Annotated in this window: 18 protein-coding genes and 2 pseudogenes; 1 reads left to right on the forward strand and 19 read right to left on the reverse strand. The window is 46.9% G+C overall.

Annotated features, from left to right (window positions below; all coding sequences use genetic code 11):
- The 6 genes and pseudogenes from GBH70_RS18005 to GBH70_RS11170 form a co-directional block, all read right to left on the reverse strand.
- Positions 1-339, reverse strand: a pseudogene (locus GBH70_RS18005) (TIGR02556 family CRISPR-associated protein); the annotation flags it as partial.
- Positions 340-376: 37 nt separating this feature from the next.
- On the reverse strand, positions 377-1,075 hold the full coding sequence (locus tag GBH70_RS18010) for a TM1802 family CRISPR-associated protein (protein ID WP_253693783.1): 699 nt from the start codon (positions 1,073-1,075) through the stop codon (positions 377-379).
- Positions 1,042-1,482, reverse strand: coding sequence for a TM1802 family CRISPR-associated protein (locus tag GBH70_RS17265; RefSeq protein WP_253693787.1), 441 nt, complete (start codon positions 1,480-1,482; stop codon positions 1,042-1,044). The genes GBH70_RS18010 and GBH70_RS17265 overlap by 34 nt, the downstream gene beginning before the upstream one ends.
- A 284-nt stretch (positions 1,483-1,766) precedes the next feature.
- Positions 1,767-2,054 carry a hypothetical protein gene (locus tag GBH70_RS17270; RefSeq protein WP_151681119.1) on the reverse strand — a complete coding sequence of 96 codons (288 nt, stop codon included), beginning with the start codon at positions 2,052-2,054 and terminating at the stop codon, positions 1,767-1,769.
- A 1,676-nt stretch (positions 2,055-3,730) separates the two neighbouring features.
- Positions 3,731-5,134 (reverse strand): 23S rRNA (uracil(1939)-C(5))-methyltransferase RlmD, encoded by a 1,404-nt coding sequence (rlmD, locus tag GBH70_RS11165; RefSeq protein ID WP_151681120.1) that lies wholly within the window; start codon positions 5,132-5,134, stop codon positions 3,731-3,733.
- A 55-nt stretch (positions 5,135-5,189) separates the two neighbouring features.
- Positions 5,190-5,771, reverse strand: coding sequence for a hypothetical protein (locus GBH70_RS11170; RefSeq protein ID WP_151681121.1), 582 nt, complete (start codon positions 5,769-5,771; stop codon positions 5,190-5,192).
- Between the two features lie 178 nt (positions 5,772-5,949).
- Between GBH70_RS11170 and putP the strand changes: the two genes are divergently transcribed.
- The gene (putP, locus tag GBH70_RS11175; RefSeq protein WP_151681122.1) at positions 5,950-7,428 is read left to right on the forward strand and encodes a sodium/proline symporter PutP; all 1,479 of its coding nucleotides are present in this window, start codon (positions 5,950-5,952) and stop codon (positions 7,426-7,428) included.
- 491 nt (positions 7,429-7,919) lie between these two features.
- Here the strand turns inward: putP and GBH70_RS11180 are convergent, their stop codons facing one another.
- The 13 genes and pseudogenes from GBH70_RS11180 to ligA form a co-directional block, all read right to left on the reverse strand.
- A complete protein-coding gene (locus GBH70_RS11180; protein WP_151681123.1) occupies positions 7,920-8,834 on the reverse strand; it encodes a diacylglycerol kinase in 915 nt (304 codons plus the stop codon).
- A 256-nt stretch (positions 8,835-9,090) separates the two neighbouring features.
- Positions 9,091-9,888, reverse strand: coding sequence for an arylamine N-acetyltransferase (locus tag GBH70_RS11185; RefSeq protein ID WP_151681124.1), 798 nt, complete (start codon positions 9,886-9,888; stop codon positions 9,091-9,093).
- Positions 9,889-10,080: 192 nt separating this feature from the next.
- Positions 10,081-10,419: a thioredoxin family protein gene (locus GBH70_RS11190; RefSeq protein ID WP_253693790.1), complete on the reverse strand. Its 339-nt coding sequence runs from the start codon at positions 10,417-10,419 to the stop codon at positions 10,081-10,083.
- Between the two features lie 429 nt (positions 10,420-10,848).
- On the reverse strand, positions 10,849-11,055 hold the full coding sequence (locus GBH70_RS11195; RefSeq protein ID WP_151681126.1) for a hypothetical protein: 207 nt from the start codon (positions 11,053-11,055) through the stop codon (positions 10,849-10,851).
- A 244-nt stretch (positions 11,056-11,299) separates the two neighbouring features.
- Positions 11,300-12,733 (reverse strand): Asp-tRNA(Asn)/Glu-tRNA(Gln) amidotransferase subunit GatB, encoded by a 1,434-nt coding sequence (gene gatB / locus GBH70_RS11200; protein ID WP_151681127.1) that lies wholly within the window; start codon positions 12,731-12,733, stop codon positions 11,300-11,302.
- A 12-nt stretch (positions 12,734-12,745) separates the two neighbouring features.
- The gene (gatA, locus tag GBH70_RS11205) at positions 12,746-14,203 is read right to left on the reverse strand and encodes an Asp-tRNA(Asn)/Glu-tRNA(Gln) amidotransferase subunit GatA (protein ID WP_151681128.1); all 1,458 of its coding nucleotides are present in this window, start codon (positions 14,201-14,203) and stop codon (positions 12,746-12,748) included.
- Positions 14,204-14,215: 12 nt separating this feature from the next.
- Positions 14,216-14,506 (reverse strand): Asp-tRNA(Asn)/Glu-tRNA(Gln) amidotransferase subunit GatC, encoded by a 291-nt coding sequence (gatC, locus tag GBH70_RS11210; protein ID WP_151681129.1) that lies wholly within the window; start codon positions 14,504-14,506, stop codon positions 14,216-14,218.
- Positions 14,507-14,703: 197 nt separating this feature from the next.
- Positions 14,704-14,871: pseudogene (locus tag GBH70_RS11215) on the reverse strand (transposase); the annotation flags it as partial.
- Positions 14,841-14,975, reverse strand: a complete 135-nt coding sequence (locus tag GBH70_RS17525; RefSeq protein ID WP_259370055.1) for a hypothetical protein — start codon at positions 14,973-14,975, stop codon at positions 14,841-14,843. The pseudogene GBH70_RS11215 and the gene GBH70_RS17525, both read right to left, overlap by 31 nt.
- A 292-nt stretch (positions 14,976-15,267) precedes the next feature.
- On the reverse strand, positions 15,268-16,545 hold the full coding sequence (aceA, locus tag GBH70_RS11220; protein WP_151681130.1) for an isocitrate lyase: 1,278 nt from the start codon (positions 16,543-16,545) through the stop codon (positions 15,268-15,270).
- A gap of 112 nt (positions 16,546-16,657) precedes the next feature.
- The gene (gene aceB / locus GBH70_RS11225) at positions 16,658-18,253 is read right to left on the reverse strand and encodes a malate synthase A (protein ID WP_151681131.1); all 1,596 of its coding nucleotides are present in this window, start codon (positions 18,251-18,253) and stop codon (positions 16,658-16,660) included.
- A 511-nt stretch (positions 18,254-18,764) separates the two neighbouring features.
- Entirely contained in the window at positions 18,765-19,931 is a 1,167-nt protein-coding gene (locus GBH70_RS11230) for a CamS family sex pheromone protein (protein ID WP_151681132.1), read from the reverse strand.
- Positions 19,932-19,970: 39 nt separating this feature from the next.
- Positions 19,971-21,977 carry an NAD-dependent DNA ligase LigA gene (gene ligA, locus GBH70_RS11235; protein WP_151681133.1) on the reverse strand — a complete coding sequence of 669 codons (2,007 nt, stop codon included), beginning with the start codon at positions 21,975-21,977 and terminating at the stop codon, positions 19,971-19,973.
- Between the last annotated feature and the right edge of the window lie 54 nt (positions 21,978-22,031).

A 22,031-nucleotide genomic window follows, 5' to 3' on the forward strand; every position in this document is an offset into this window, starting at 1 on the left:
TATTAAGCTAAGATCTTGCAACATTTTCAAAAACAATTGCGCTCGCACCATCGCGTCTACTAAATTATAATCGTTATACTCTTTTTTATCGTTATACTGATAAACACTATAGTTCGCATACATGTGAATTTTCGCAAGTTGTGCAAATTGCGCAATTAACCATTGATAGGAAAGCGGTTTATTCGTTAATAGCGACTCATAGACTTGTAAAATTTTGCGCTTTTCGGAATTTTCTCCACCTTGAGCATGCATTGGAATTAAATAGTAAATAGGTTCTAAACCAAAATTGAATTTTTCGTTTTCAAAAAAGCGTTGCCCAGTTTCTCCAATTTTCCTCATCGCGGAACGTAGCCGTCGAAAATGAGTGAGGGGAACATCAGATAACAGCTTGTTCACTTTTAAAGCCGACTGTGTTTTTGTGTAAAAAAGAAAATGTAACGAAATATGGTTGTCGGTTGTCCATTTGGTATTCGTATTCTTTGTAGTCTTCGATTTCCTGTTCCAAATCCTCCGCAACTTTCACCGTTTTGATTGTGCGGACAAACCGATGAATATGTTCACGAATCTTTTCAAATGGAATATTTTCAAACGGCACATCGTATAGAAAGTCTGGGATAATATAACAAGGGAGACCACTGAAACGAGTATTAAAGTGGCGAAGAATATAGGCTTCTCCCGCCATAATCGCTTGATAAGCATCTTTACTGATGGATAAATTTTTGACAAATGATTTCTCCTCAAGGTCGCTCGCAAAGTTGATTTTGTCATTTATGTAATAGTTGAATTTTAGTTTTGTCGTTTGACCTGTAACCAAACTTTCCTCATTAGTAAGAGCGCACACTCCTTTTTTTGCATGTTCAAAAACACTTAATTTTTGGGCAATCACAAGCCGTTCATATTCGGGTTGCGAAACTACAAGTTGTCCATCGATAGCCAACGTGTATAGTAGAACATCTTTCGCCCGGACATTAGCTTCTTTTTCCATAAAAGTTTGGAATTGTTTTGCAACTGCTTTGACAGCTTTTTTCGCACTTTTTTCCGTTAATTCGCCGCCAACATAGGCTGGATTAAACACATAGCGATATCGTTCTTCCGATTTTTTTCCGCTCCAAGATCTACGAAGAAAACATTTTGCACTTCTTGTAAAAGAGAGTAATAGGGGTCCTCTTGGTTCCAACGATCAAGGAGATTAGTAATCGTCTGACTAAGCAAATATTCGACATTGTTAATGCTCACGGTTCCAAACCATTGCGGACTCGCAGCTCCATCCACCGTACCAATCCATAACAACTCCGATGACGTTGATTCTCCTATTTCCTTCGGCGTTAACCGAACTCTTTTTTCTGTAAGCGAAAAATCAACAATAACAGCGTATTTAATGGCATCATCGGACCTGGCAATCGGTAGAGTCATAGATTGAATCATAGATGGATTTTCCGCTGTTAAATAGTTCTTTCCCAAAGCATAAATGGTTTTAATCAACTTAAGCACCTCCTTATATTTTGAGCAGTTTTATGGCATGCCAAATAAACTTGCCGTTTCCATTTTTTGCAAGTTTTTCTGTCAACTCCGAATTTCATGCCGGCATTAGAAAAAAGCATAATAAAGGCGCTCAAAGGTTGGACGCCATTTGTTGGTTAAGCTGACTTTTAGTTTCCATTGGCGCCCCTGGTGAACCAGCTTCGAAGCCATGATGATCATGTTCTGGATGACGGTTCTAATTCTCCTCCTCGTGGCTCTCTTTTTCAGAGGGGCATCCTGTTCTCTCAAGCCTTCCTGCCCGATGTAAGCGAACATGGGGCGTAACCGTCACAGCCTTTATAGGTTCTTTCCACGCCTTCCTTTTTCGTCTTGGAATTGTCAAATGGGGAGACATCCAGGTCAACCGGTATATATGCCTTGTCTTTGGTGTAAACAGGGCTGATTTCAGCATTTATCCGGCGGATGAGATTCAGTGATTCTTCATGCAGGATCTCTTTCCACTTTTTCGTCAAGGCAGCCTGGTCTAGACGCTGCCTTAAAGTCGTGCTGGAAGGAACCCTTTGGATATCCAAAGCCAGTTGAAAGAAGGCATCATCCCGGAATGTTTCAATATGATCAAAATCGCTTTTACATCTCCATTGGAGCAGCTGCGATTTCTGGAAATCCCCGGCAGTTTATAGGCATTTAACTTTGAAGCTAAATTTGTTTGATCTAGTAAATTTCCTACAATAATCCAGATTGGGCAACAATCCGTTCATTGGTATATTCTATAATAAACTTTTTCACAAGATCACCTGTGGAATTGGTTAAATTGGATTTATGCCCATATTATACTAGATTTTAAGCGAATTGTATGACTTTATGTGAAAATTTCGTCACGGATTCAGGAAAGATATAAATTGGATTGTATAGAAGCGGTTTTAACGAGCCCTTCTAAGCATGACTTCCCTGCGGATGAATCAACTCTTTACCGTTGGCTAGATTGTTTTTCGTTTTATGTAGAGTACTGGATCAATTGCCTTGTATCCATTAAGCTTCAGACAGAACAAGATGGGGACGATCTGAATGTTTGCCCGGAATTTCAGAAACCGCACTCCAAAAATTAGGGCGATTGGTGGGCAATGTCCCCAGATGGCTGACACGTGTTGTCCGGCCCCTTGTAAATTTTTATTTTTGGATACATACCCGTTCTGCATTCTTGACCGCTGGGGGTTGATCTACACTCATGATAGACAAATAGGGTCAACTGATGTTCCGTTTTTTTGGACATTGAAATACCTCCAAGTGCAAGGCTTTTCACGTATTTTCCAAAAACGCTTACACTTTATATTCAACAAAAGTGGCTAAAACCCTTGTAATCAGCAAGCCCTAACTACCGTTCACGCTGTTTTTTTACGCGTGAACGGTCCTTATACCCCTTCTAACTACCATTCACGCTGTTTTTTTACGCGTGAACGGTCCTTATACCCCTTCTAACTACCATTCGCGCTGTTTTTTTATGCGTCAACGGTCCTTATACCCCTTCTAACTACCGTTCGCGTTATTTTTTTGTGCGCGAACGGTTCTTACACCCTTTCTAACTACCGTTCGCGTTATTTTTTTGTGCGCGAACGGTCCTTATACCCCTTCTAACTACCATTCGCGCTTTTTTTTATGCGCGAACGGTCCTTATACCCCTTCTAACTACCATTCGCGCTTTTTTTTTATGCGCGAACGGTTCTTACACCCTTTCTAACTACCGTTCGCGTTAATTTTTTGTGCGCGAACGGTTCTTACACCCTTTCTAACTACCGTTCGCGTTATTTTTTTGTGCGCGAACGGTTCTTACACCCTTTCTAACTAGGGCTTGCTGAACGAATCAGATGCAAGCCCTGTTTTATTTTTCACCGAATGGTAAAATATACCATTTTTTGGTCTCCAAGCGCAAGGTTTTTACGCATTTTCCAAAAACGCTTACACTTTATATTCGGCAAAAGTGGCTAAAACCCTTGTCAAATCTGGAATTTTTGCTTATTCAGCAAGCCATCGAGTAGGAGGAGGTGACTAGCCCCCGTCCTCTCGGCGAATCAGGATGCCTCTGAACGTAATGCCATTGAAGGCAAATACAAAAAGAAAGTACTTATGATTGGTCAAATTTTGGAAAATAGAGGACGAAAAGGATCCCCATACAGAACAAGTGTTTGCACATAAGAAGGCCCTGATTTCGGAAAAGTTTATTTTCACAAAATCAGGGCTGGATCAGAAATCTTTATTTTGGATCGGAAAAGTTTATTTGTGGGCTACAACCGAGTACAAGCCTTGCCACTGCTTCCACGTGCACGGTCTGCGGGAACTGATCCACCGGCTGGACGTCCGTTGTGCGGTAGCCGCCGTCCTCCAATATACGCAAATCGCGCGCCAACGTGGCCGGGTTGCAGGAAACATAGACGACTTTCCGCGGCTTCATTTCCAAAATGGTTCGAAGCAGCGACTCGTCACAGCCTTTGCGCGGCGGGTCGACCACCAACACATCGGCGGTGTTCCCTTCTTCGTACCATTTTGGGATGACTTCTTCCGCTTTCCCCGCTTTAAAATTTACATTCAACATCCCGTTCAGCGCCGCATTCCGTTTCGCGTCTTCAACCGCTTCCGGCACAACCTCAACGCCGAACACTTTTTGGGCCTTTTGCGCCAAGAAAAGCGAGATCGTCCCAATGCCGCAGTAAGCATCAATGACGGTTTCACTGCCGGTAAGCTCCGCGTACTCGAGCGCTTTTTCGTACAGCACTTTTGTCTGCACCGGGTTCACTTGGTAAAAAGAAAGGGCGGAAATGGCGAATTTTACGTTCCCGATCATGTCATATATCACATCTCTGCCCCATAATGTCTCCGTCTTTTCACCCAAAATGACATTCGTCCGTTTAGGATTGACGTTATGGATCACCGATTTTACTTTTGGAAGCCGCGAAACGATATGCTCAACCAGCTCGTTTTGGCGTGGAATTTTATCCGTCCGTGTTATCAGCACTACCATCAGTTCTTCCGTCTGCCTCCCGTACCGGGCCATAATGTGGCGGAGCACGCCGCTGTGGCTTTCTTCATTGTATGCGGGAATCCCGAGTCCGCTGCAGATTTCTTTCACCGTATGGATCGCTTCATTGACTTCCGGGAGTTGGATCACACTCTCGTCGGTATCGATAATTTCATGGGTCCTCGGTTTGAAAAAGCCGGCAACGAGTTTTCCATCCTTTTCCCCGACCGGCACCTGGGCTTTGTTGCGATATTGCCACGGGTTGTCCATCCCGATGATCGGATGGATGCGCGCACCTTCGATTTTTCCGATCCGGGCAATCACTTGGCGGACCTGGTTCTCCTTGTATTTCAGCTGCCCTTCATAGCTGATATGGGCAAGCTGGCAGCCTCCGTATTTAGGAGCGTCTTCTTTCGGGATATCAACGCGGTACGGGCTCCTTTCGTACAGGTCAAGCAGACGGCCGACCCCGTAGCTCTTATTAACTTTAATAACTTTTATTTTTGCTTTTTCACCAGGCAGGCCGTTTTTAACGAACAACGGGTAGCCGTCCACCTTGGCCACCCCTGCGCCGTCATGCGTCAAATCTTCAAAAACAACGTCTATACAATCGTTCTTTTGGACCGGTAATGTTCTTTTCATGCACGTCTTCCTTTACGTCTTAATGGCTACGGAAATTGTATCATAAAGAAAAGCGCTATGAAAAATCACTTTTTATTTTTTCCATCGGCATGCCGGTTTTTTCGGAAATAAACCGGTACAAAGCTTCCATGTCCCCGGAAGCCGCAATGCTTTTAAACTTGCCGGTTAGGGCATCAAAGCCCTTAAAATAACCATTCTCATAGTCCGGATTGTTATACATCAGCAAATATTCCTGGTAGTCTTTCACCGACATTTTATCTGTGATTTGGGCAAAGATTGCGTTCCACTTCCGGATTTCCTGTCCATAAAACGGTTTTAACAAAAACATGTTGGATTGCTGTTCCTGCTCAATTTGCTGAATAGTTTTTTCGATTTCCAATATATATTGGTAAAGGTCTTTTCTCGTACAGCCGCTGAAATGGCCCAGCACCTGCTTTTCGTAATATTCATATTGGTTTTTGAGGGTTCCCAGCTGTTTATTTTTATATTTCCGATACCATTGGATCGTTTTCCCGGCCGATCCGGCAGCCCCGATGATTTTGCTTGCACTTTTCCAATAATCGTGTACCCACTTGATCACGACAGGGCCTTGTGTTTTTATGATTTCGATCATCGATTTCACGGGGAACCAAACCATGCCGACCACTCCGCTATCACGTTATTTGCCTTTATTTTACTACAGTTCTATCCGGAATCCTTTTCTTAGAACGAAAAAATTCTTTCGGGCATTTTTTGTTACAATGATCTTTTTTTAAACATTTTCTAATGATAGACTATTTTTGAAAGTACAAAAAATAAAGGGGGATACTTCTTCTGTGAGTGACCAAACATTAAAGATGATTTCAATCGGCCTGTATATGGTGCTAATGCTTTGGATCGGGTGGGTTGCTTACCGGCGGACGAGCAACCTGGATGATTATATGCTCGGCGGGCGTTCACTCGGCCCGGCTGTTGCCGCGTTAAGCGCCGGTGCTGCCGATATGAGCGGATGGCTGCTGATGGGGCTCCCGGGCGGCATTTATGTGACCGGACTTGCCGATGCATGGATTGCAATCGGGCTGACGATCGGGGCGTACTTAAACTGGAGGCTTGTGGCGCCGCGTTTGCGCTCCTACACAAAGGTCGCCGGCGACTCCATTACGATCCCTTCTTATCTTGAAAACCGTTTTAAAGACCCGACAAAAATGTTGCGGCTTGTTTCTGCACTTGTCATTTTGATCTTCTTCACCCTTTATGTTTCATCGGGGATGGTATCCGGCGCAGTCTTTTTTGAAAACTCGTTCCATATGTCCTATTATACAGGGCTTGTCATCGTGGCAGGCGTTGTAGTGCTGTACACCCTTTTCGGCGGATTTCTCGCCGTTTCTTGGACGGATTTTGTCCAGGGACTGATTATGGTGACCGCGCTTGTGCTTGTGCCGATTGTGGCTTTTACGAAAACGGGCGGGCCGGTGGAAACGTTTCATACCGTGAAAACCATCAACCCGGAGCTGCTCGACTTTTTTAAAGGGACAACGGTACTCGGTATTATTTCTGCACTGGCATGGGGGCTCGGATATGTCGGCCAGCCGCATATTATCGTCCGTTTTATGGCCATCAAATCGGTAAAAGAAACGGCAAACGCGCGCAGAATCGGAATCGGCTGGATGATTTTATCACTCGTTGGCACATCCCTTACCGCTTTAATCGGGATCGCCTATTTCCACCAGCCAGGCCATAAACTGGCAAATCCGGAAACGGTCTTTATCCAGCTCGGGCAAATCCTGTTCCATCCGCTGATTGCCGGATTCGTACTGGCAGCGGTGCTGGCTGCGATTATGAGCACAGTTTCCTCCCAGCTTCTCGTCACCTCGAGCGCGCTGACGGAAGACTTGTACAAATTATTTTTCCGCCGGAATGCCTCGGATAAAGAATCGGTTTTCTTCGGCAGGCTGGCGGTGCTGGTTGTTTCCGTCGTGGCCGCATTGCTCTCCTTAAACCGCGACTCCACCATTCTGGAGCTGGTCAGTTATGCGTGGGCGGGGTTCGGTGCTTCATTCGGGCCGGTCATTTTTTTGAGCCTGTTCTGGAGAAAGATGAATTACAAAGGGGCGCTTTTCGGCATGATTACGGGCGCTGTCACCGTGATTGTGTGGACGCTGTCGGGGCTGGACGCCAAATTGTATTCCATGGTTCCCGGCTTTGCATTTAACCTGATTGTTAGTTACGTTGTCAGCCTGGTTACTTATCAGCACCACACGGAAATTGAGGAGGAATTTAATAACAGCGTGGCTGCATTGAAAGAAGAAGTTTAAACGCGCCGGGAAGGGGGCTGCCCATGAGTTTTTAAAAGGCCGGGCACCCTCTTTTTTATAAGTTGTCCAAGGCGGACCACGATAAGCTATATGATTGCAAGTAAAGGCTTCTACGAGACATTTCGGTCGCGGATTCACGGGCTTTTGTCTAATTGGAACCGTATGCGAGATATTTCGGTCGCGAATCCACGAGCTTTTGTCTATTTGGAACCCTCTATGAGACATTTCGGCCGCTGTCCCCCGGCTTTTGTCTAGTTGGGCTCTTCTTTAAAGACATTTTGCACGGTTTCAGGCTTTGTCTTATCTCTTAGAGGCTTTTAAGAGACACTTCACCCGGCCCACGGCTCAGCTTTGTTTCTAACAGATTTCTAAAAGATGCAGCGGATGAATTACAGCTCATATTACTTGATGGCAGCTTAAAAAACCCATTGAGAAATACATTATTTCTCAATGGGTTTTATTGGCAGGTTACCGTAAAAACAATCGTATTGTTAGTCGATTTTATCCTGCGGGCGGATTTTGTCAATCGGCACAAAAACTTCGAGATGGCGGTACAGATTTTCGAATACAGCCGGAGCTTCCCCGCCATATTCGCCGTCCAGGTTTAATAAAACTTTCTCAGGCGACTTGACTTTGACGCGGCTTGCGGATGTGTAGATCAAGTTCGGATGGTTGATATGCTCACCGCGCAAAGCAAGGGTTACGATGCGGATGAATTCGGCCAGATTCGTTTTTTTCAAGATCATTAACGTGAACAGACCGTCATTGACCGATGAATCCGGGGCAAGTTTTTCAAAACCGCCGACGGAATTCGTTAAGCCAATCAGAAACATCATCGCCTCGCCTTCAAACAGCTTACCGTCATATTCGATCGTCATTTCCGTTGCGCGGATCGATGGCAGCATTTCAATCCCTTTTAAATAATAAGCGAGCTGGCCGAGCATCGTCTTTAACCGGCTTGGAACATCGTACGTTAATTCGGTAAGCCGCCCGCCGCCGCCGATATTGATAAAATATTTGTCGTTCATTTTGCCAATATCGACGGGGAGCGTATCCCCTTTTACGATAATATCAACCGCCGAGGCCACATCCCGCGGAATCTGCAGGGCACGGGCAAAGTCGTTTGTTGTGCCCATTGGGATGACGCCGAGTTTCGGCCGGTAATCCTGCTCGGCGAGGCCGTTGACCACTTCATTAATGGTACCGTCCCCGCCGGCCGCCACGACAATGTCAAAGCGGCGTTCGACCGCTTTTCTTGCCGCTTTAGTGGCATCCCCCGCCCCTGTTGTCGCATGGCAGGACGTTTCATACCCCGCCATTTCAAGTTTTTGCAGAACGTCCGGAAGATGGCGCTTAAAAGCTTCACGGCCGGAAGTCGGATTGTATATAATTCTCGCTCGTTTCATTCCAATCATCCTTATACATGTTCTTACACATGAGATTTATGTATTGCAAGCAAACGGACAGTTTCCGCATACAGGCCGAAAAAAGTCCGAATGGCGGAAACTGTCCGCTGAAGTTGTCCTTTCATGCTGCATAAAAATACCGTACTGTAAATGTCTACCGAATTATCATACAACTTTTTGAACAAAAAATCCAGCACCTGCCGGGAAAGCCGGATATTTGGACGAAAAAACCGGCCCCTCCATGCTGCAAAGCCGGTTAACCAAACAAATGGATTCCCCGTTGGTTTAAAAACTGCACGGTTTCAAGCACGGAGTCTTCCCCAATTTGGTAAACTTCGCCAATTGTTTCTTTCCAGCGTTCGAAATCTTTCATCTGTACTTCACGGATGTTCCGGTAGTTCATGATTTTGAGCGATCGGTCGCGCAAATAATAGCACTCCCGGCCGTTGAAGCGCACCGCTGTCACCCTGCGCATCGTTTGATTCGCGCTGTCATCAATGTATGACGTCCGAATGTCTTCCCGGATATCGCCTTCCGAAAGCGGCATCCATTCAATCGTTTTTTTCACAAAAGACTTCCCGTTTGAGCGGCGGTCGATTTCAAAACGGCCAGTCTCCAGTTGCGTAAAAATGATTTCCTCGCCAAAACCATGGAGCACGTGGCGACGTTTTGCCTCGATTTCGACTGGCTTCATGATCGGGGAACCGTATCCGACATCCACATACAGCTTTCTTCCATTCAGGAGCACCATGAGCGCCACATGGCCGGGCACGACACGTACAAGCGAGCAGTTGAACCCGAGCGCCCTTAGCAGCCGCGCAAAGTTGATATTCAGCGTAAAGCACGTGCCGCCCCAGCCTTTTTCCCATAAATTTGTAACAAACGTATCAAACGAAGGGATGAAAGTACCCTCCTGGAAATAATGGAATTTGCTGAATGTTTCGTAAGGGACGCAGGAAAGATGGTGCTGGATCAGCCGCTGCAAATAATTTAAAGCGGGTTTTTCCCGTTCAAGCTTTAAATAGTGAAGATAAGCATCCACTTGCGCTTCCATATCCTCCCCCCTCATGAGTCTTTCAGTTTCCATTCGCTTTTCGGGCGGGAAAACCCTTTTTATTTGTTGGATAAGCGGTTTTCGCGATAACCGGCATTTTTAGCCACAAAGCCAAGCCAAAATACGTACGGCGAAGAGCAGTTTATCCACCCTAATACTGTTGTTAACGTCTCTTTAATACTATTATAAACATTATCCTGGAGAATCGTATCTCCTGTAAAAATTTCCGTCAATTTGGAGATCATTTTTTTGCTGGTCGCATGTGGGGGACGATTTTTTGAGAGAGGGGGAACGCGGGATCCAGACAGCAGCTTCTTCGCCTCGTTCATTAAGGAAAATAAAAAACGGGATCGGGCGGGATCCATTTGTTAAGTACTGGTCCATCAGTTCGTCATCGTGGTAAACCATTTTTACGCAGATGCCTGCAACTTCCGCGCTTTTTAAGAGAATCGGGATATTCAACATCGCATCCCCGCACCAGTCCTCTGTCAGTACAAGGGAGCGGAGGCTGCGGCTTTTCAGTTTTCCCAAAAAAGGCAGGTCTTCCCTTTTTACCTAGAAAAAAACATCGAGAATATATTGGACACATTCTCCAGGTGACCTGCATGCTGCTGATGTACACATTGGATGACAAAGACGCGGGACCATCAGGTGATGGAAGATGGCACCTTTAAACGTTTTTTTGCCATAATAGAAAAACATTTTAGCACCGTTTGAGTAACCGATTGCAATACAACAGCTGCGGTCAAAGCCGTATTTATGTGCCGCTTCATCCAAAAATGCATAGAGTTTAACTGTTCTTTTTTCCAAGCCTTCAAGGTCGAACACGCCTTTCGTAATGCGCTGAGACATTCTTCCCAAAAACCCACAACGCATTTTCCGGCACAACATAAGTGGTAATGCCGACCCGGCCTGCCCCTATCCGCCCACGGTAAGCATTGCCTACAATGCCCGCTCTTTTTATGGATATACCGGATCAACTTGTTTTTCGATTGCTTCTTCCAGCAAATTTTGGATTTTGACTTTTAAAAAATGGTCTTTGCAATAATAGCCGAGCAACTTGTTCGTTTTCCAATCATATACCGGAAAAACGGCATCGATCTCTTTCCCGGCTTTTTTCAGACAATATGCACACGTGGATGTCAGCTCAAAAATGCCATCATACATTGTTTGCTGCCCCCCGTTTTCTATTTGATCTTTTCTTTATTTACCCGGTTTTTACTTTGTTAAACAACAGGCTATGTTCGTGGCCAATATTGATGATCGCGAAATCCGCGCGGGCATCCCCGCCTGTACCTCGGCACGAGGGCCTGAATATCCCGCAGGCGTCTCGGAAATTCGCGATCATTGGCAATAAAATTGAACAGCCAAAAAAAGCGGCAAGGCACTATGCCCGCCGCTTAATACGAGGTCAGCGTTTATTGATTTCCTGGATTAGCAATTTGTTGACGATCGGCGGGTTGGCCTGCCCTTTTGTCGCTTTCATAACCTGCCCGACAAGGAAACCGAGTGCACGGTCTTTTCCGTTTTTAAAGTCGATAATCGATTGCTCGTTTTTATCCAGCACTTCGGTTACAATCTTTAACAGCTCGCCTTCATCAGAAATTTGCACAAGCCCTTTTTCCTTAACGATTTTTTCCGGATCGCCGCCTTTTTCCACAAGCTCGCGGAACACTTTCTTTGCCATTTTCGAAGAGAGCGTGCCGTTTTCGATCAGCTTGATCATCCCGGCAAGGCTTTCCGGCGTCAACGCAATTTCATGCAGTTCTTTTTGGGCCGAGTTCAAATATGCGGACACTTCGCCCATCAGCCAGTTTGATGCCTGCTTCGGATCAGCGTCGGCGGCAATCGTCGCTTCAAAGAAGTCGGACATTTCTTTTGTCAGCGTCAGCACCATTGCATCATAGGCAGGCAGCCCGAGGGCTTCAGTGTAGCGTTTTTTCCGCTCGTCAGGAAGTTCCGGGATTTCAGCGCGCACCCGCTCTTTCCATTCATCATCGATGTACAAATCAACAAGATCCGGTTCCGGGAAGTAACGGTAATCGTCCGAACCTTCTTTTACACGCATCAAAATCGTTTTCCCGGTTGCTTCGTCAAAACGCCGGGTTTCCTGCTCGATCACGCCTCCTGATAATAATACTTGTTTCTGACGTTCCTGTTCATATGCGAGTCCTTTGCGCACAAAGTTGAACGAGTTTAAGTTTTTCAGCTCGGTTTTCGTGCCGAATTCTTTTTGCCCAACCGGCCTGATCGAAATATTGGCATCGCAGCGGAGCGAACCTTCTTCCATTTTGCAGTCGGAAACGCCGGTGTATTGAATGATCGATTTTAGTTTTTCAAGGTAAGCATACGCTTCTTCAGGGGAGCGGATGTCCGGTTCCGATACAATTTCAATCAGCGGCGTCCCCTGCCGGTTCAAGTCGACAAGCGAATACCCTTCACTCGCTGCGTGCGACAGTTTGCCGGCATCCTCTTCCATGTGAATGCGGGTAATGCCGATTTTTTTCTTCACACCGTCGACTTCGATCTCAATCCAGCCGTTTTTCCCGATCGGCTTATCGAATTGGGAAATTTGGTATGCTTTCGGATTGTCCGGGTAAAAATAGTTTTTCCGGTCGAATTTCGTTTCGGTCGCGATTTCGCAGTTTAGCGCCATTGCCGCCTTCATGGCATAGTCGACAACCTTTTTGTTTAAAACCGGGAGCACGCCGGGATAGCCGAGGTCGATCACGTTCGTGTTCGTATTTGGTTCTGCACCGAAATGCGCAGGCGCTGGCGAGAAAATTTTTGTATCCGTTTTTAACTCAACGTGCACTTCAAGCCCGATCACTGTTTCAAAGTTCATCTTTTTCACCCCTTACAATTGCGGTTTTTGTTTATGGAAATCAGTTGCCTGTTCAAACGCGTGGGCAACGCGGTACACAGTGCTTTCGTCAAAGTGCTTCCCGATGATCTGCAGCCCTAAAGGCAGTCCGTCCACAAATCCGCATGGAATAGAAATGCCCGGCACACCGGCAAGGTTGACCGGAATCGTTAAAATATCGTTGGCGTACATTGTCAACGGGTCTTCAATTTTTTCCCCGATTTTGAATGCCGGCGTCGGGGTAGTAGGCCCGATGATGACATCATATTTTTCCAGTACTTCGTCAAAATCTTTTTTGATCAATGTGCGGACCTGCTGGGCTTTTTTGTAATAAGCATCATAGTAGCCCGCGCTCAGTGCAAATGTTCCGAGCATAATCCGGCGTTTCACTTCATCCCCGAAACCTTCCGAACGGGTTTTTTTATACAGTTCTTCCAGATTGGTTGCGTTCGGCGAGCGGTAGCCGTATCGGACGCCGTCAAAACGGGCTAGGTTGGAAGAAGCTTCGGATGATGCCAGCAGATAGTAGGTTGCAACGCCGTATTTCGAATGCGGCAGCGATACTTCTTCCCAAGCGGCACCGAGTTTTTCCAGCAATTTCAACGCATCAAGGACAGCCTGGCGCGCTTCTTCGCCGACCCCTTCGCCCAAATATTCTTTCGGCACAGCGATTTTCAAGCCTTTTACATCTCCGGTCAGCGCCTCTACATAGTTCGGCACTTCCACATCGGCCGACGTCGAGTCATGCGGGTCGAGCCCGGCAATAGCCTGTAAAAGATAAGCATTGTCTTCTACCGTACGGGTGATCGGCCCGATCTGGTCCAAAGAAGATGCAAAAGCAACAAGTCCGAAACGGGACACGCGGCCGTATGTCGGTTTCATCCCGACGACCCCGCAGAATGCTGCCGGCTGGCGGATCGAACCGCCCGTATCAGAACCAAGCGCAAACGGCACTTCCCCTGCTGCGACGGCTGCGGCCGAACCGCCTGAAGAACCGCCCGGCACCGTATCCAAATTCCACGGATTATGGGTGATTTGGAATGCAGAATTTTCCGTTGACGATCCCATTGCAAACTCGTCCATGTTCAATTTTCCGATTGTAATCGTATTTTGCTTATGTAATTTTTCCATTACCGTGGCATCGTAAATCGGGTCGAAGTTTTCAAGGATTTTGCTGGCACAGGTTGTCCGCAAATCTTTTGTCACAATATTATCTTTAATCCCGATCGGCATGCCGAACAACACATTTTCGGATTCCGGGGTGCCGATTTTATCGTCCATTTCCTGTGCGGCCTTTCGCGCCCTTTCTTCATCCAATGTTAAAAACGCCTTCACTTTGCCGTCTGTTTCTGCAATGTGCTTGTAGGCTTCGTCGACAAGCTCGCTGACTTTAACTTCCTTATTATGTAAAAACTCATGGAGTTCCGAAATTTTATGATCAAACAAAGACATGCTTTCCCCTCCTTATTCTACGATTGTCGGCACGCGGATCTGCCCGTCCTGGGTATCCGGCGCATTTTTCAACACAAGATCCCGCGGCAATCCTTCTTCCACCACATCTTCGCGCATCACATTGCGGATTTCGAGCACATGCGTGGTCGGCGGAACCCCGGTTGTATCGAGTTCATTCAAAGACTCTGCAAAATGAATAATGTCTCCCAGTTGTTTCGTGAATTTTTCGACTTCTGCCTCGCTCATCTCAAGGCGCGCCAAGTTGGCAACGTGTTTTACCTGCTCTTTCGAAATATCAGGCATATCCTTTCACCTCCGTCATAAATCGAACCCTGCAATACTATTGATCATAGCAGAAAAGCTTGCCATGAAGCAAGGGGGGTGCAACAGATCCCAAAAAAGGGACTGTCTCAAAAGCTCTTTTTAAACAGCAAGAAAACCCGTTGAGAAATTCATCTTTCTCGACAGGTTTTCTCATTTTTCGGATCTTATTTCTGAAGCAAGCGGTTCTTTTCCGCCTGTTTCAGAAGGCTGTGGACGATGGCGACCAGCCCGAATTCGATGTTTATCTTGGCCAGCCCCCGCAATGAAAATCTGCGGAACGACCGATTGCCTTTGATATGACCGAACACGCTTTCTACCCCTTTTTTTCTCCAAGCGTAGATTTGACGACACGGGCCACGTGGTCTTTTGGAATCATGTCGCTAAAATCCTTTGGAAGAATGAGTTGTCCCATGCTATAATCAATAAAAGTAGCTGAATAGTTGCTCAAAAAAACCGCCTCCATTCAATGTTTGCTAGTCACTTACATTATAATGGAAAAGGCGGTTGTTTTTTGCACTTTCTTCGTTTATCACGCGTTGATGATCGCGAAATTTACGAGACACCTGCGGGAAAAGCAAGCAAGAAGAGACCCCTCGTGATAAGGAACGAGCGAGGGGCAACGCGTGCGGAAAGCGAGTGAATTTTTCGTGATCATCAACATTCTCAGATAACATTACCTTACATAAAAAAAGGGGGTGCCCCTACGTCAATCTACCGACTTTGGGACAGCCCCTTTTTTATTAATGTGTAAATTGCTCCTGTTCGGTGGAACCTGCGAGCGCGGTTGTTGTAGATGTCCCCCCTGTGATGACCATTGATACTTCGTCAAAATATCCGGCGCCGACTTCGCGTTGATGGCGCGTTGCCGTGTAGCCGTATGGTTCATTTGCAAATTCAGCCTGCTGCAGTTCGGAGTATGCCGCCATGCCGCGGTCGCGGTAATTGCGGGCAAGCTCGAACATGCTGTGGTTCAAAGCGTGGAAGCCTGCAAGCGTAACGAATTGGAATTTGTACCCCATGCGCGCAAGTTCTTGTTGGAAATTGGCGATCGTTTTTTCATCAAGTTTCTTTTTCCAGTTGAAAGAAGGCGAGCAGTTGTAAGCGAGCAGTTTGCCAGGGAATTTTTCGTGAATGGCTTCCGCAAACCGGCGCGCTTCTTCCACATTTGGTTCGCTCGTTTCACACCAGATGAGATCCGCATACGGCGCATAAGCAAGGCCGCGGGCAATTGCCTGGTCAATACCTGACCTTGTGCGGTAAAATCCTTCCGGCGTCCGTTCTTTGGTAATAAACGGCGCGTCATAAGGGTCGACATCGCTTGTAATCAAGCTTGCGGCATTGGCGTCCGTGCGGCCAATGATAACTGTCGGCACGCCCATTACGTCTGCAGCGAGGCGGGCCGCAATCAAATGTCGGACGGCCGTTTGTGTCGGTAGCAGCACTTTGCCGCCCATATGGCCGCATTTTTTCTCGGAAGAAAGCTGGTCTTCAAGATGGACGGCCGCAGCGCCTGCTTCAATCATCGCTTTCACGAGTTCAAATACATTTAACGGACCGCCAAAGCCGGCTTCCGCGTCGGCAATAATCGGCGCAAACCAATCGATACGATCGTCTCCTTCAGCATGGTGGATCTGGTCGGCGCGCTGCAGTGCCTGGTTGATGCGTTTAACAACGCTCGGCACGCTGTTGGCCGGATAAAGACTTTGGTCCGGATACATCTGCCCGGCCAAGTTCGCATCAGCCGCGACTTGCCAACCGCTCAAATAAATCGCCTTTAATCCCGCCTTGACCTGCTGGACGGCCTGGTTCCCTGTTAAGGCTCCCAAAGCATGAATGTAATCTTCCGTATGCAGCAGGTTCCAGAATTTTTCCGCTCCCCTGCGTGCCAATGTATATTCAATCTGCACCGAACCCCTTAGTTTGAGTACATCCTCAGGAGAGTACGGGCGGACAACGCCCTGCCACCTTTCATCTTTGTCCCAGCTACGCTGAAGTTCCTGAGCTTTTTCATTTACCATCGAAAATTCCTCCCATTTTTTCAATATATTGTAAATACACCGGCAAAATGGACTGTCCGCCTATTTTGCCTTGCGCGTTTTCCCTTTGTTCTGCCCTGCCAGGATGGCGCTATCAGCCAAGCAATTTATATGCCGGCAATGTTAAAAATTCAATAAAGTGATCCTCTTTGATCAGTTTATCGAATAACTCGGCCGCTTCATCAAAACGTCCCGAGCGGAAAAATTCTTCGCCGGTTTCGCGCTGTATGCGTTCCAGTTCCTCCGCTTTGATCTGTTCGTACAGTTCAAATGTCACTTTCCTGCCGTCAGACAGCACCCCTTTAGGATGGCGGATCCAATGCCAGAGCTGGGTGCGCGAAATTTCGGCCGTTGCCGCGTCTTCCATTAAGTTGGAGATCGGGACAGCACCCCTTCCCCTCAACCATGACTCAATGTACTGGATGCCCGCATAAATGTTTTCGCGGATGCCTTTTTCCGTAATTTCCCCTTCCGGAACGGCCAGCAGGTCTTCGGCTGTCACTTTGAGATCTTTCTGCTTGCCGGAGTGAATTTGGTTCGGCTGCGGCATTTCTTTGTTGAACGCTTCCATCGCGACCGGTACGAGGCCCGGATGTGCAACCCATGTGCCATCATGCCCGTCCCTTGCTTCCCGCTCTTTATCCGCTCTGACCTTTTGGAACGCCTCTTCGTTCTTTTCCGGGTCATCTTTTACCGGGATTTGTGCAGCCATGCCCCCAATTGCCGGCGCGTTCCTGCGGTGGCATGTTTGGATCGTCAAAAGCGAATATGCCCGCATAAACGGCACCGTCATCGTGACCAAAGACCGGTCAGGCGTAATGAACTGCGGCTGGTGGCGCAGCTTTTTGATATAGCTGAAAATATAATCCCAGCGTCCGCAGTTGAGGCCGGCCGAATGTTCTTTCAGCTCGTATAAAATTTCATCCATTTCAAACGCGGCCATGATCGTTTCAATCAGAACAGTCGCTTTAATCGTGCCTTTCGGGATGCCGATGTATTTCTGCGCAAAGACAAATACATCGTTCCAAAGGCGAGCTTCTAAATGGCTTTCCATTTTCGGAAGGTAAAAGTACGGGCCCGTGCCGTTTTCCAGGAGCCTGCGGGTATTATGAAAGAAGTAAAGCCCAAAATCTACTAAACTGCCAGACATCGGTTTGCCGTCTACCAATATATGTTTCTCTTCCAAATGCCACCCGCGCGGCCTTACAATTAAGACAGCGGTTTCTTCGTTGAGCTTGTATTCTTTCCCGTTCGGGGCGGTGTAAATAATGGTTCTATTGACGGCATCCCGTAGATTGATCTGGCCACCGATGATGTTTTCCCATGTTGGGGATGTTGCATCTTCAAAACAGGCCATAAACATTTTCGCGCCTGAATTCAAGGCATTGATGATCATTTTCCGGTCGACCGGCCCTGTAATCTCGACACGCCTGTCCTGCAAATCCTCAGGCAGCGGTGCAATGGTCCAATCGGCTTCGCGGATTGCAGCAGTTTCTTTGAGAAAATGCGGCAGCTTTCCGGATTTGATTTCTTCCTCCCGCTGTTTCCTGTATTCCAAAAGTTCACGCCGCCTGCCTCCGAAATGTCGCTCCAGCTGTTCCAAAAACTGCAGCGCTTCCGGGGTTAATATTTCATCATAACCCTCATGGATGGATCCCGTTACGGTAATACCTGGTGCTTTGGTCTCCATTCACTCACTCCCTTTCTTTTGTTATAATACAGTATCCTTAACGTGTTTTTATTATATAACAGAACAAATAAAAATGGTAGCTTTTTTTATAAAATTTTTTAAAAAATGTTTTCCTTTTTAAAAATTATGCCATACTAAAAAGGAGCTGTTCCAAAAGCCCGTTCACTAACAGTTTGAGCAAACTTATTTTAAGTCGAAAATCTTGGTAGCACGTACCTTATAAAGTTCCTAAAGGCCGTTTCTACGGGGCAAATTTACGCTTATGGTTTTGATATAGCTCCTCACGACCATTTCTACGGAGAAGATTTACTCTAACGGTCTTGATATAGCTCCTAAGGGCCGATCCTACGGGAAAATTTAGCTCATACGGTCTTTGGAGATTTCCTAAACCTACGTGAAACAGGAGGAAAGATCAGCCTCCTTTGAAAAAAGGTCCCCAAAATGGAAAAATCCCGTCGAGAAATTGTTTTCTAGACGGGATTTCTTGTTTTAATTTGGGACAGCCACTTTTTTAGTTATAAATATGGATGGTCGGGTCTTTTGCTTTCGATTCGCGGACAATCAGCGCTTTTGGTTCGTTGTTGGCCGTGATGCTCACTTGCAGGTTGACGTAATCCGGGAATGTTTTCACGACAAGCCCGGCCACATACTGCGTAAAGGCAATGACTTCCGCCTGTCCGTAAAACTGGATAGGAATATCAATACTTAAATCAACAAGCTGCCCGTTGCTGTATCTCGCCCTGCCGATGCAGCCGGTATAGTTTGGAAAATAATCCTCGATGTCCGTTTTGAAATTCTCGAATGTTTTCTCGTCATCGCGATGCGCATTTGTGGCGCTGTTTGAAGGGAACAAATAATATTTTTCATTAATATTTTTCCAGTCATTAACAGTCGTGCTGTTTGCCGGAACCGTTGCGTAAGCAAAATAATTCCCCGGAATGACCGAATCTTTGCTTTGCTGTTTATAAAGTGCAATGGTAATTGGGACATTTTTCAAAGCCTTCATATTGCGCAAGCGCTGCACAACTTCCTGGGCAATCTGCTTCCCTTTTGTGTTTAACGTGCTCTGCGGGATTTTCACCTCATAGGTCGCGCCATATTTCTGTTTCTGGTAATAATAAACAGAATTCAGCGCAAGCCCGATCGCAACGCCCGACAGCTTTACGTTGCCTTTGCTGTCTTGCGTCAAATAATCCTGTTCCAATATTTGCGCAAGATAAATCGGATTTTTCTCATTTTGCTGCTGGACCGAACCCTTTCCATCGTTCATCGGATTCAGCCCGACATTGTCTTTTTCCTTCAAACCGTTCTTTTTCAGCTGGCTTTTTGTATATTTGCGGTTCAGCCATTTTGTAATTGTATCCGAGGAAAGATACTGCCCTTCCTGGAACAGATAGTCATCAGGGGAATAATTATGCTGTGCCACCCGCATCAGGCCGGTCTCAAACTCTTCAATATCATAAGAAGTGTTTAAATTGCTGACGACCAGCCCCCTTGATTTGCTCGTTTTGTACGGGTAAATGTTTTTATAATATTGGTCTGAAATCTGGTAACTCGTCACGATGGATGTTTCTTTTTTATTGTTGCTTTTCTGGACGACTTTGTCATCTGAACCGAATTTTGGCGTACAGCCCGCCAGTAAAACCATAGATAATATGAGGGGATACCATTTTTTCATACTGCCTGTTCCACCTTTTCATTTCTCGCTTTCCCTTGCTTATGATTTGAGATGTTCCAAAAACGACGCTTCATCCCAAATTTCAATGCCGAGCTGTTCTGCCTTTGTAAGCTTGGAGCCTGCATCCTCGCCGGCAATGACAAGATCGGTTTTTTTGCTGACGCTGCCCGTAACGCTTGCCCCGAGCGCTTCGAGCTTTTCTTTTGCCTCATTACGTGTCATTTGCGACAGTTTCCCGGTCAGCACCACCGTTTTGCCGGCAAAAGGCGATTCCAGCTGATCCGCATCGGCCGGTTTGGGGCCTTTATATGCCATATTGACGCCTAACTCTTTCAATTCACGGATTAAAGCTTCGGCTTCTTCGTTTTCAAAATAAGCGGCAATGGAATCGGCCATTTTTTCGCCGATATCCGGTATGGCTTCCAGTTCTTCACGCGTCGCTCCGGACAAGCGTTCCATCGTTCCAAACTGCTGCGCCAATATTTTGGCGGCTTTAGCGCCGACATGGCGGATGCCAAGCCCGAAAAGCAGTTTTTCCAACGAATTGTCTTTCGAAGCTTCGATCGCGGCCAGCAGATTGGAAACCGATTTTTCCCCCATTCTTTCCAGTTGTAATAGCTCTTCTTTTTTCAGCCGGTAAATATCCGCCACATCGTGGATCAGTTCATGCCGGAACAGCTGGCTGATGACTTTTTCGCCGAGCCCTTCGATATTCATCGCATCCCTTGACACGAAATGAATTAGCCCTTCACGAATTTGCGCCGGACAATTCGGATTGATGCAGCGGAGCGCCACTTCATCCTCTAACCGGACAAGTTCGCTGCCACAGTCCGGGCAATGTGTCGGCATAAAAAATTCCTGCTCGTTTCCGTTTCTCCGCTCCACGATTGGGCGAACCACTTCCGGAATGATGTCGCCCGCTTTTTTCACAACGACATAGTCGCCGATGCGGATATCTTTTTCACGGATTAAATCTTCATTATGCAACGTTGCCCGCTGGACGGTCGTACCCGCCACACGCACCGGTTCCAGAATCGCTGTCGGCGTGACAACACCGGTGCGTCCCACCTTCACTTCAATGCCGGTTAATTTCGTTACGACTTCTTCGGCAGGGAACTTGAAAGCAATTGCCCACCGCGGGCTTTTGACCGTCGTACCGAGGGCGGCCTGCTGGGCGTAATTGTTCACTTTTATGACGATGCCGTCAATTTCATAAGGAAGGTTCGGACGTTTTTCCGTCCATTCTGCGATATATTGCAGCACTTCCCCTATATCCCGGCATTTCCTTCGTTCTTTGTTCACCTTCAGACCGAGCCTCTCAAGAAAATCAAGCCCTTCACTATGGGTCAGAATATTCAAACCGTTTGTATCGCCGATCGCATACATAAACGTATCAAGGTTTCTCGATGCCGCAATTTTCGGGTCGAGCTGGCGCAGCGATCCGGCTGCCGCATTCCGTGGGTTGGCAAAAGGTTCTTCACCGTTCTCTTCCTTGATACGGTTCAATGCCTCAAAAGATTTTTTCGGCATATAGCATTCGCCGCGTGCTTCAATCGTGACCGGTTCATTCAGCCGGAGTGGAATGGAGCGGACGGTTCTGAGGTTGGCCGTGATGTCTTCGCCTATCGTGCCGTCCCCCCTTGTTGATCCTTGCACAAACAAACCATCTTCATATTTAAGGGAGATGGCCAGCCCGTCTATTTTCAGTTCGCAGACATATTCGTACGAATCCCCTACAGCCTCCCTGACCCTGCGGTCGAAATCCCGCAAATCGGCTTCGTTGAAGGCATTTGCCAGGCTCAGCATTGGGATGTCATGGACCACTTTGGCAAACCCGGACAAAGGTTCTCCTCCGACCCTTTGCGTTGGCGAATCCGGCGTAATCAAATCCGGATATGTATTTTCGATTTCCTGCAGCTCACGCAAAAGCTTATCATATTCTGAATCCGGGACAGTCGGACGGTCAAGGACGTAATAATCGTAGCTGTATTGGTTGAGCAATTTGCGCAGTTCGATCACCCGATTGGCTGCCGCATTATAATCCATGTGCAACAATCCTTTCCATCAGGATGCTGGCGGTGTGGGGCCGCCAGCTTTTCC

Origin of the sequence: Weizmannia acidilactici (genome assembly GCF_008974225.1) — a bacterium.
In the GTDB taxonomy this organism is placed as follows: Bacteria; Bacillota; Bacilli; order Bacillales; family Bacillaceae_C; genus Weizmannia; species Weizmannia acidilactici.

Coding starts and splice junctions, on each gene's coding strand:
- rlmD (WP_151681120.1), bottom strand. CDS start 5,134: ATGAAAAGAACATTACCGGTCCAAAAGAACGATTGTATAGACGTTGTT.
- GBH70_RS11170 (WP_151681121.1), bottom strand. CDS start 5,771: ATGGTTTGGTTCCCCGTGAAATCGATGATCGAAATCATAAAAACACAA.
- GBH70_RS11180 (WP_151681123.1), bottom strand. CDS start 8,834: ATGAAACGAGCGAGAATTATATACAATCCGACTTCCGGCCGTGAAGCT.
- GBH70_RS11185 (WP_151681124.1), bottom strand. CDS start 9,888: ATGGAAGCGCAAGTGGATGCTTATCTTCACTATTTAAAGCTTGAACGG.
- GBH70_RS11195 (WP_151681126.1), bottom strand. CDS start 11,055: ATGTATGATGGCATTTTTGAGCTGACATCCACGTGTGCATATTGTCTG.
- gatB (WP_151681127.1), bottom strand. CDS start 12,733: ATGAACTTTGAAACAGTGATCGGGCTTGAAGTGCACGTTGAGTTAAAA.
- gatA (WP_151681128.1), bottom strand. CDS start 14,203: ATGTCTTTGTTTGATCATAAAATTTCGGAACTCCATGAGTTTTTACAT.
- gatC (WP_151681129.1), bottom strand. CDS start 14,506: ATGCCTGATATTTCGAAAGAGCAGGTAAAACACGTTGCCAACTTGGCG.
- aceA (WP_151681130.1), bottom strand. CDS start 16,545: ATGGTAAATGAAAAAGCTCAGGAACTTCAGCGTAGCTGGGACAAAGAT.
- aceB (WP_151681131.1), bottom strand. CDS start 18,253: ATGGAGACCAAAGCACCAGGTATTACCGTAACGGGATCCATCCATGAG.
- GBH70_RS11230 (WP_151681132.1), bottom strand. CDS start 19,931: ATGAAAAAATGGTATCCCCTCATATTATCTATGGTTTTACTGGCGGGC.
- ligA (WP_151681133.1), bottom strand. CDS start 21,977: ATGGATTATAATGCGGCAGCCAATCGGGTGATCGAACTGCGCAAATTG.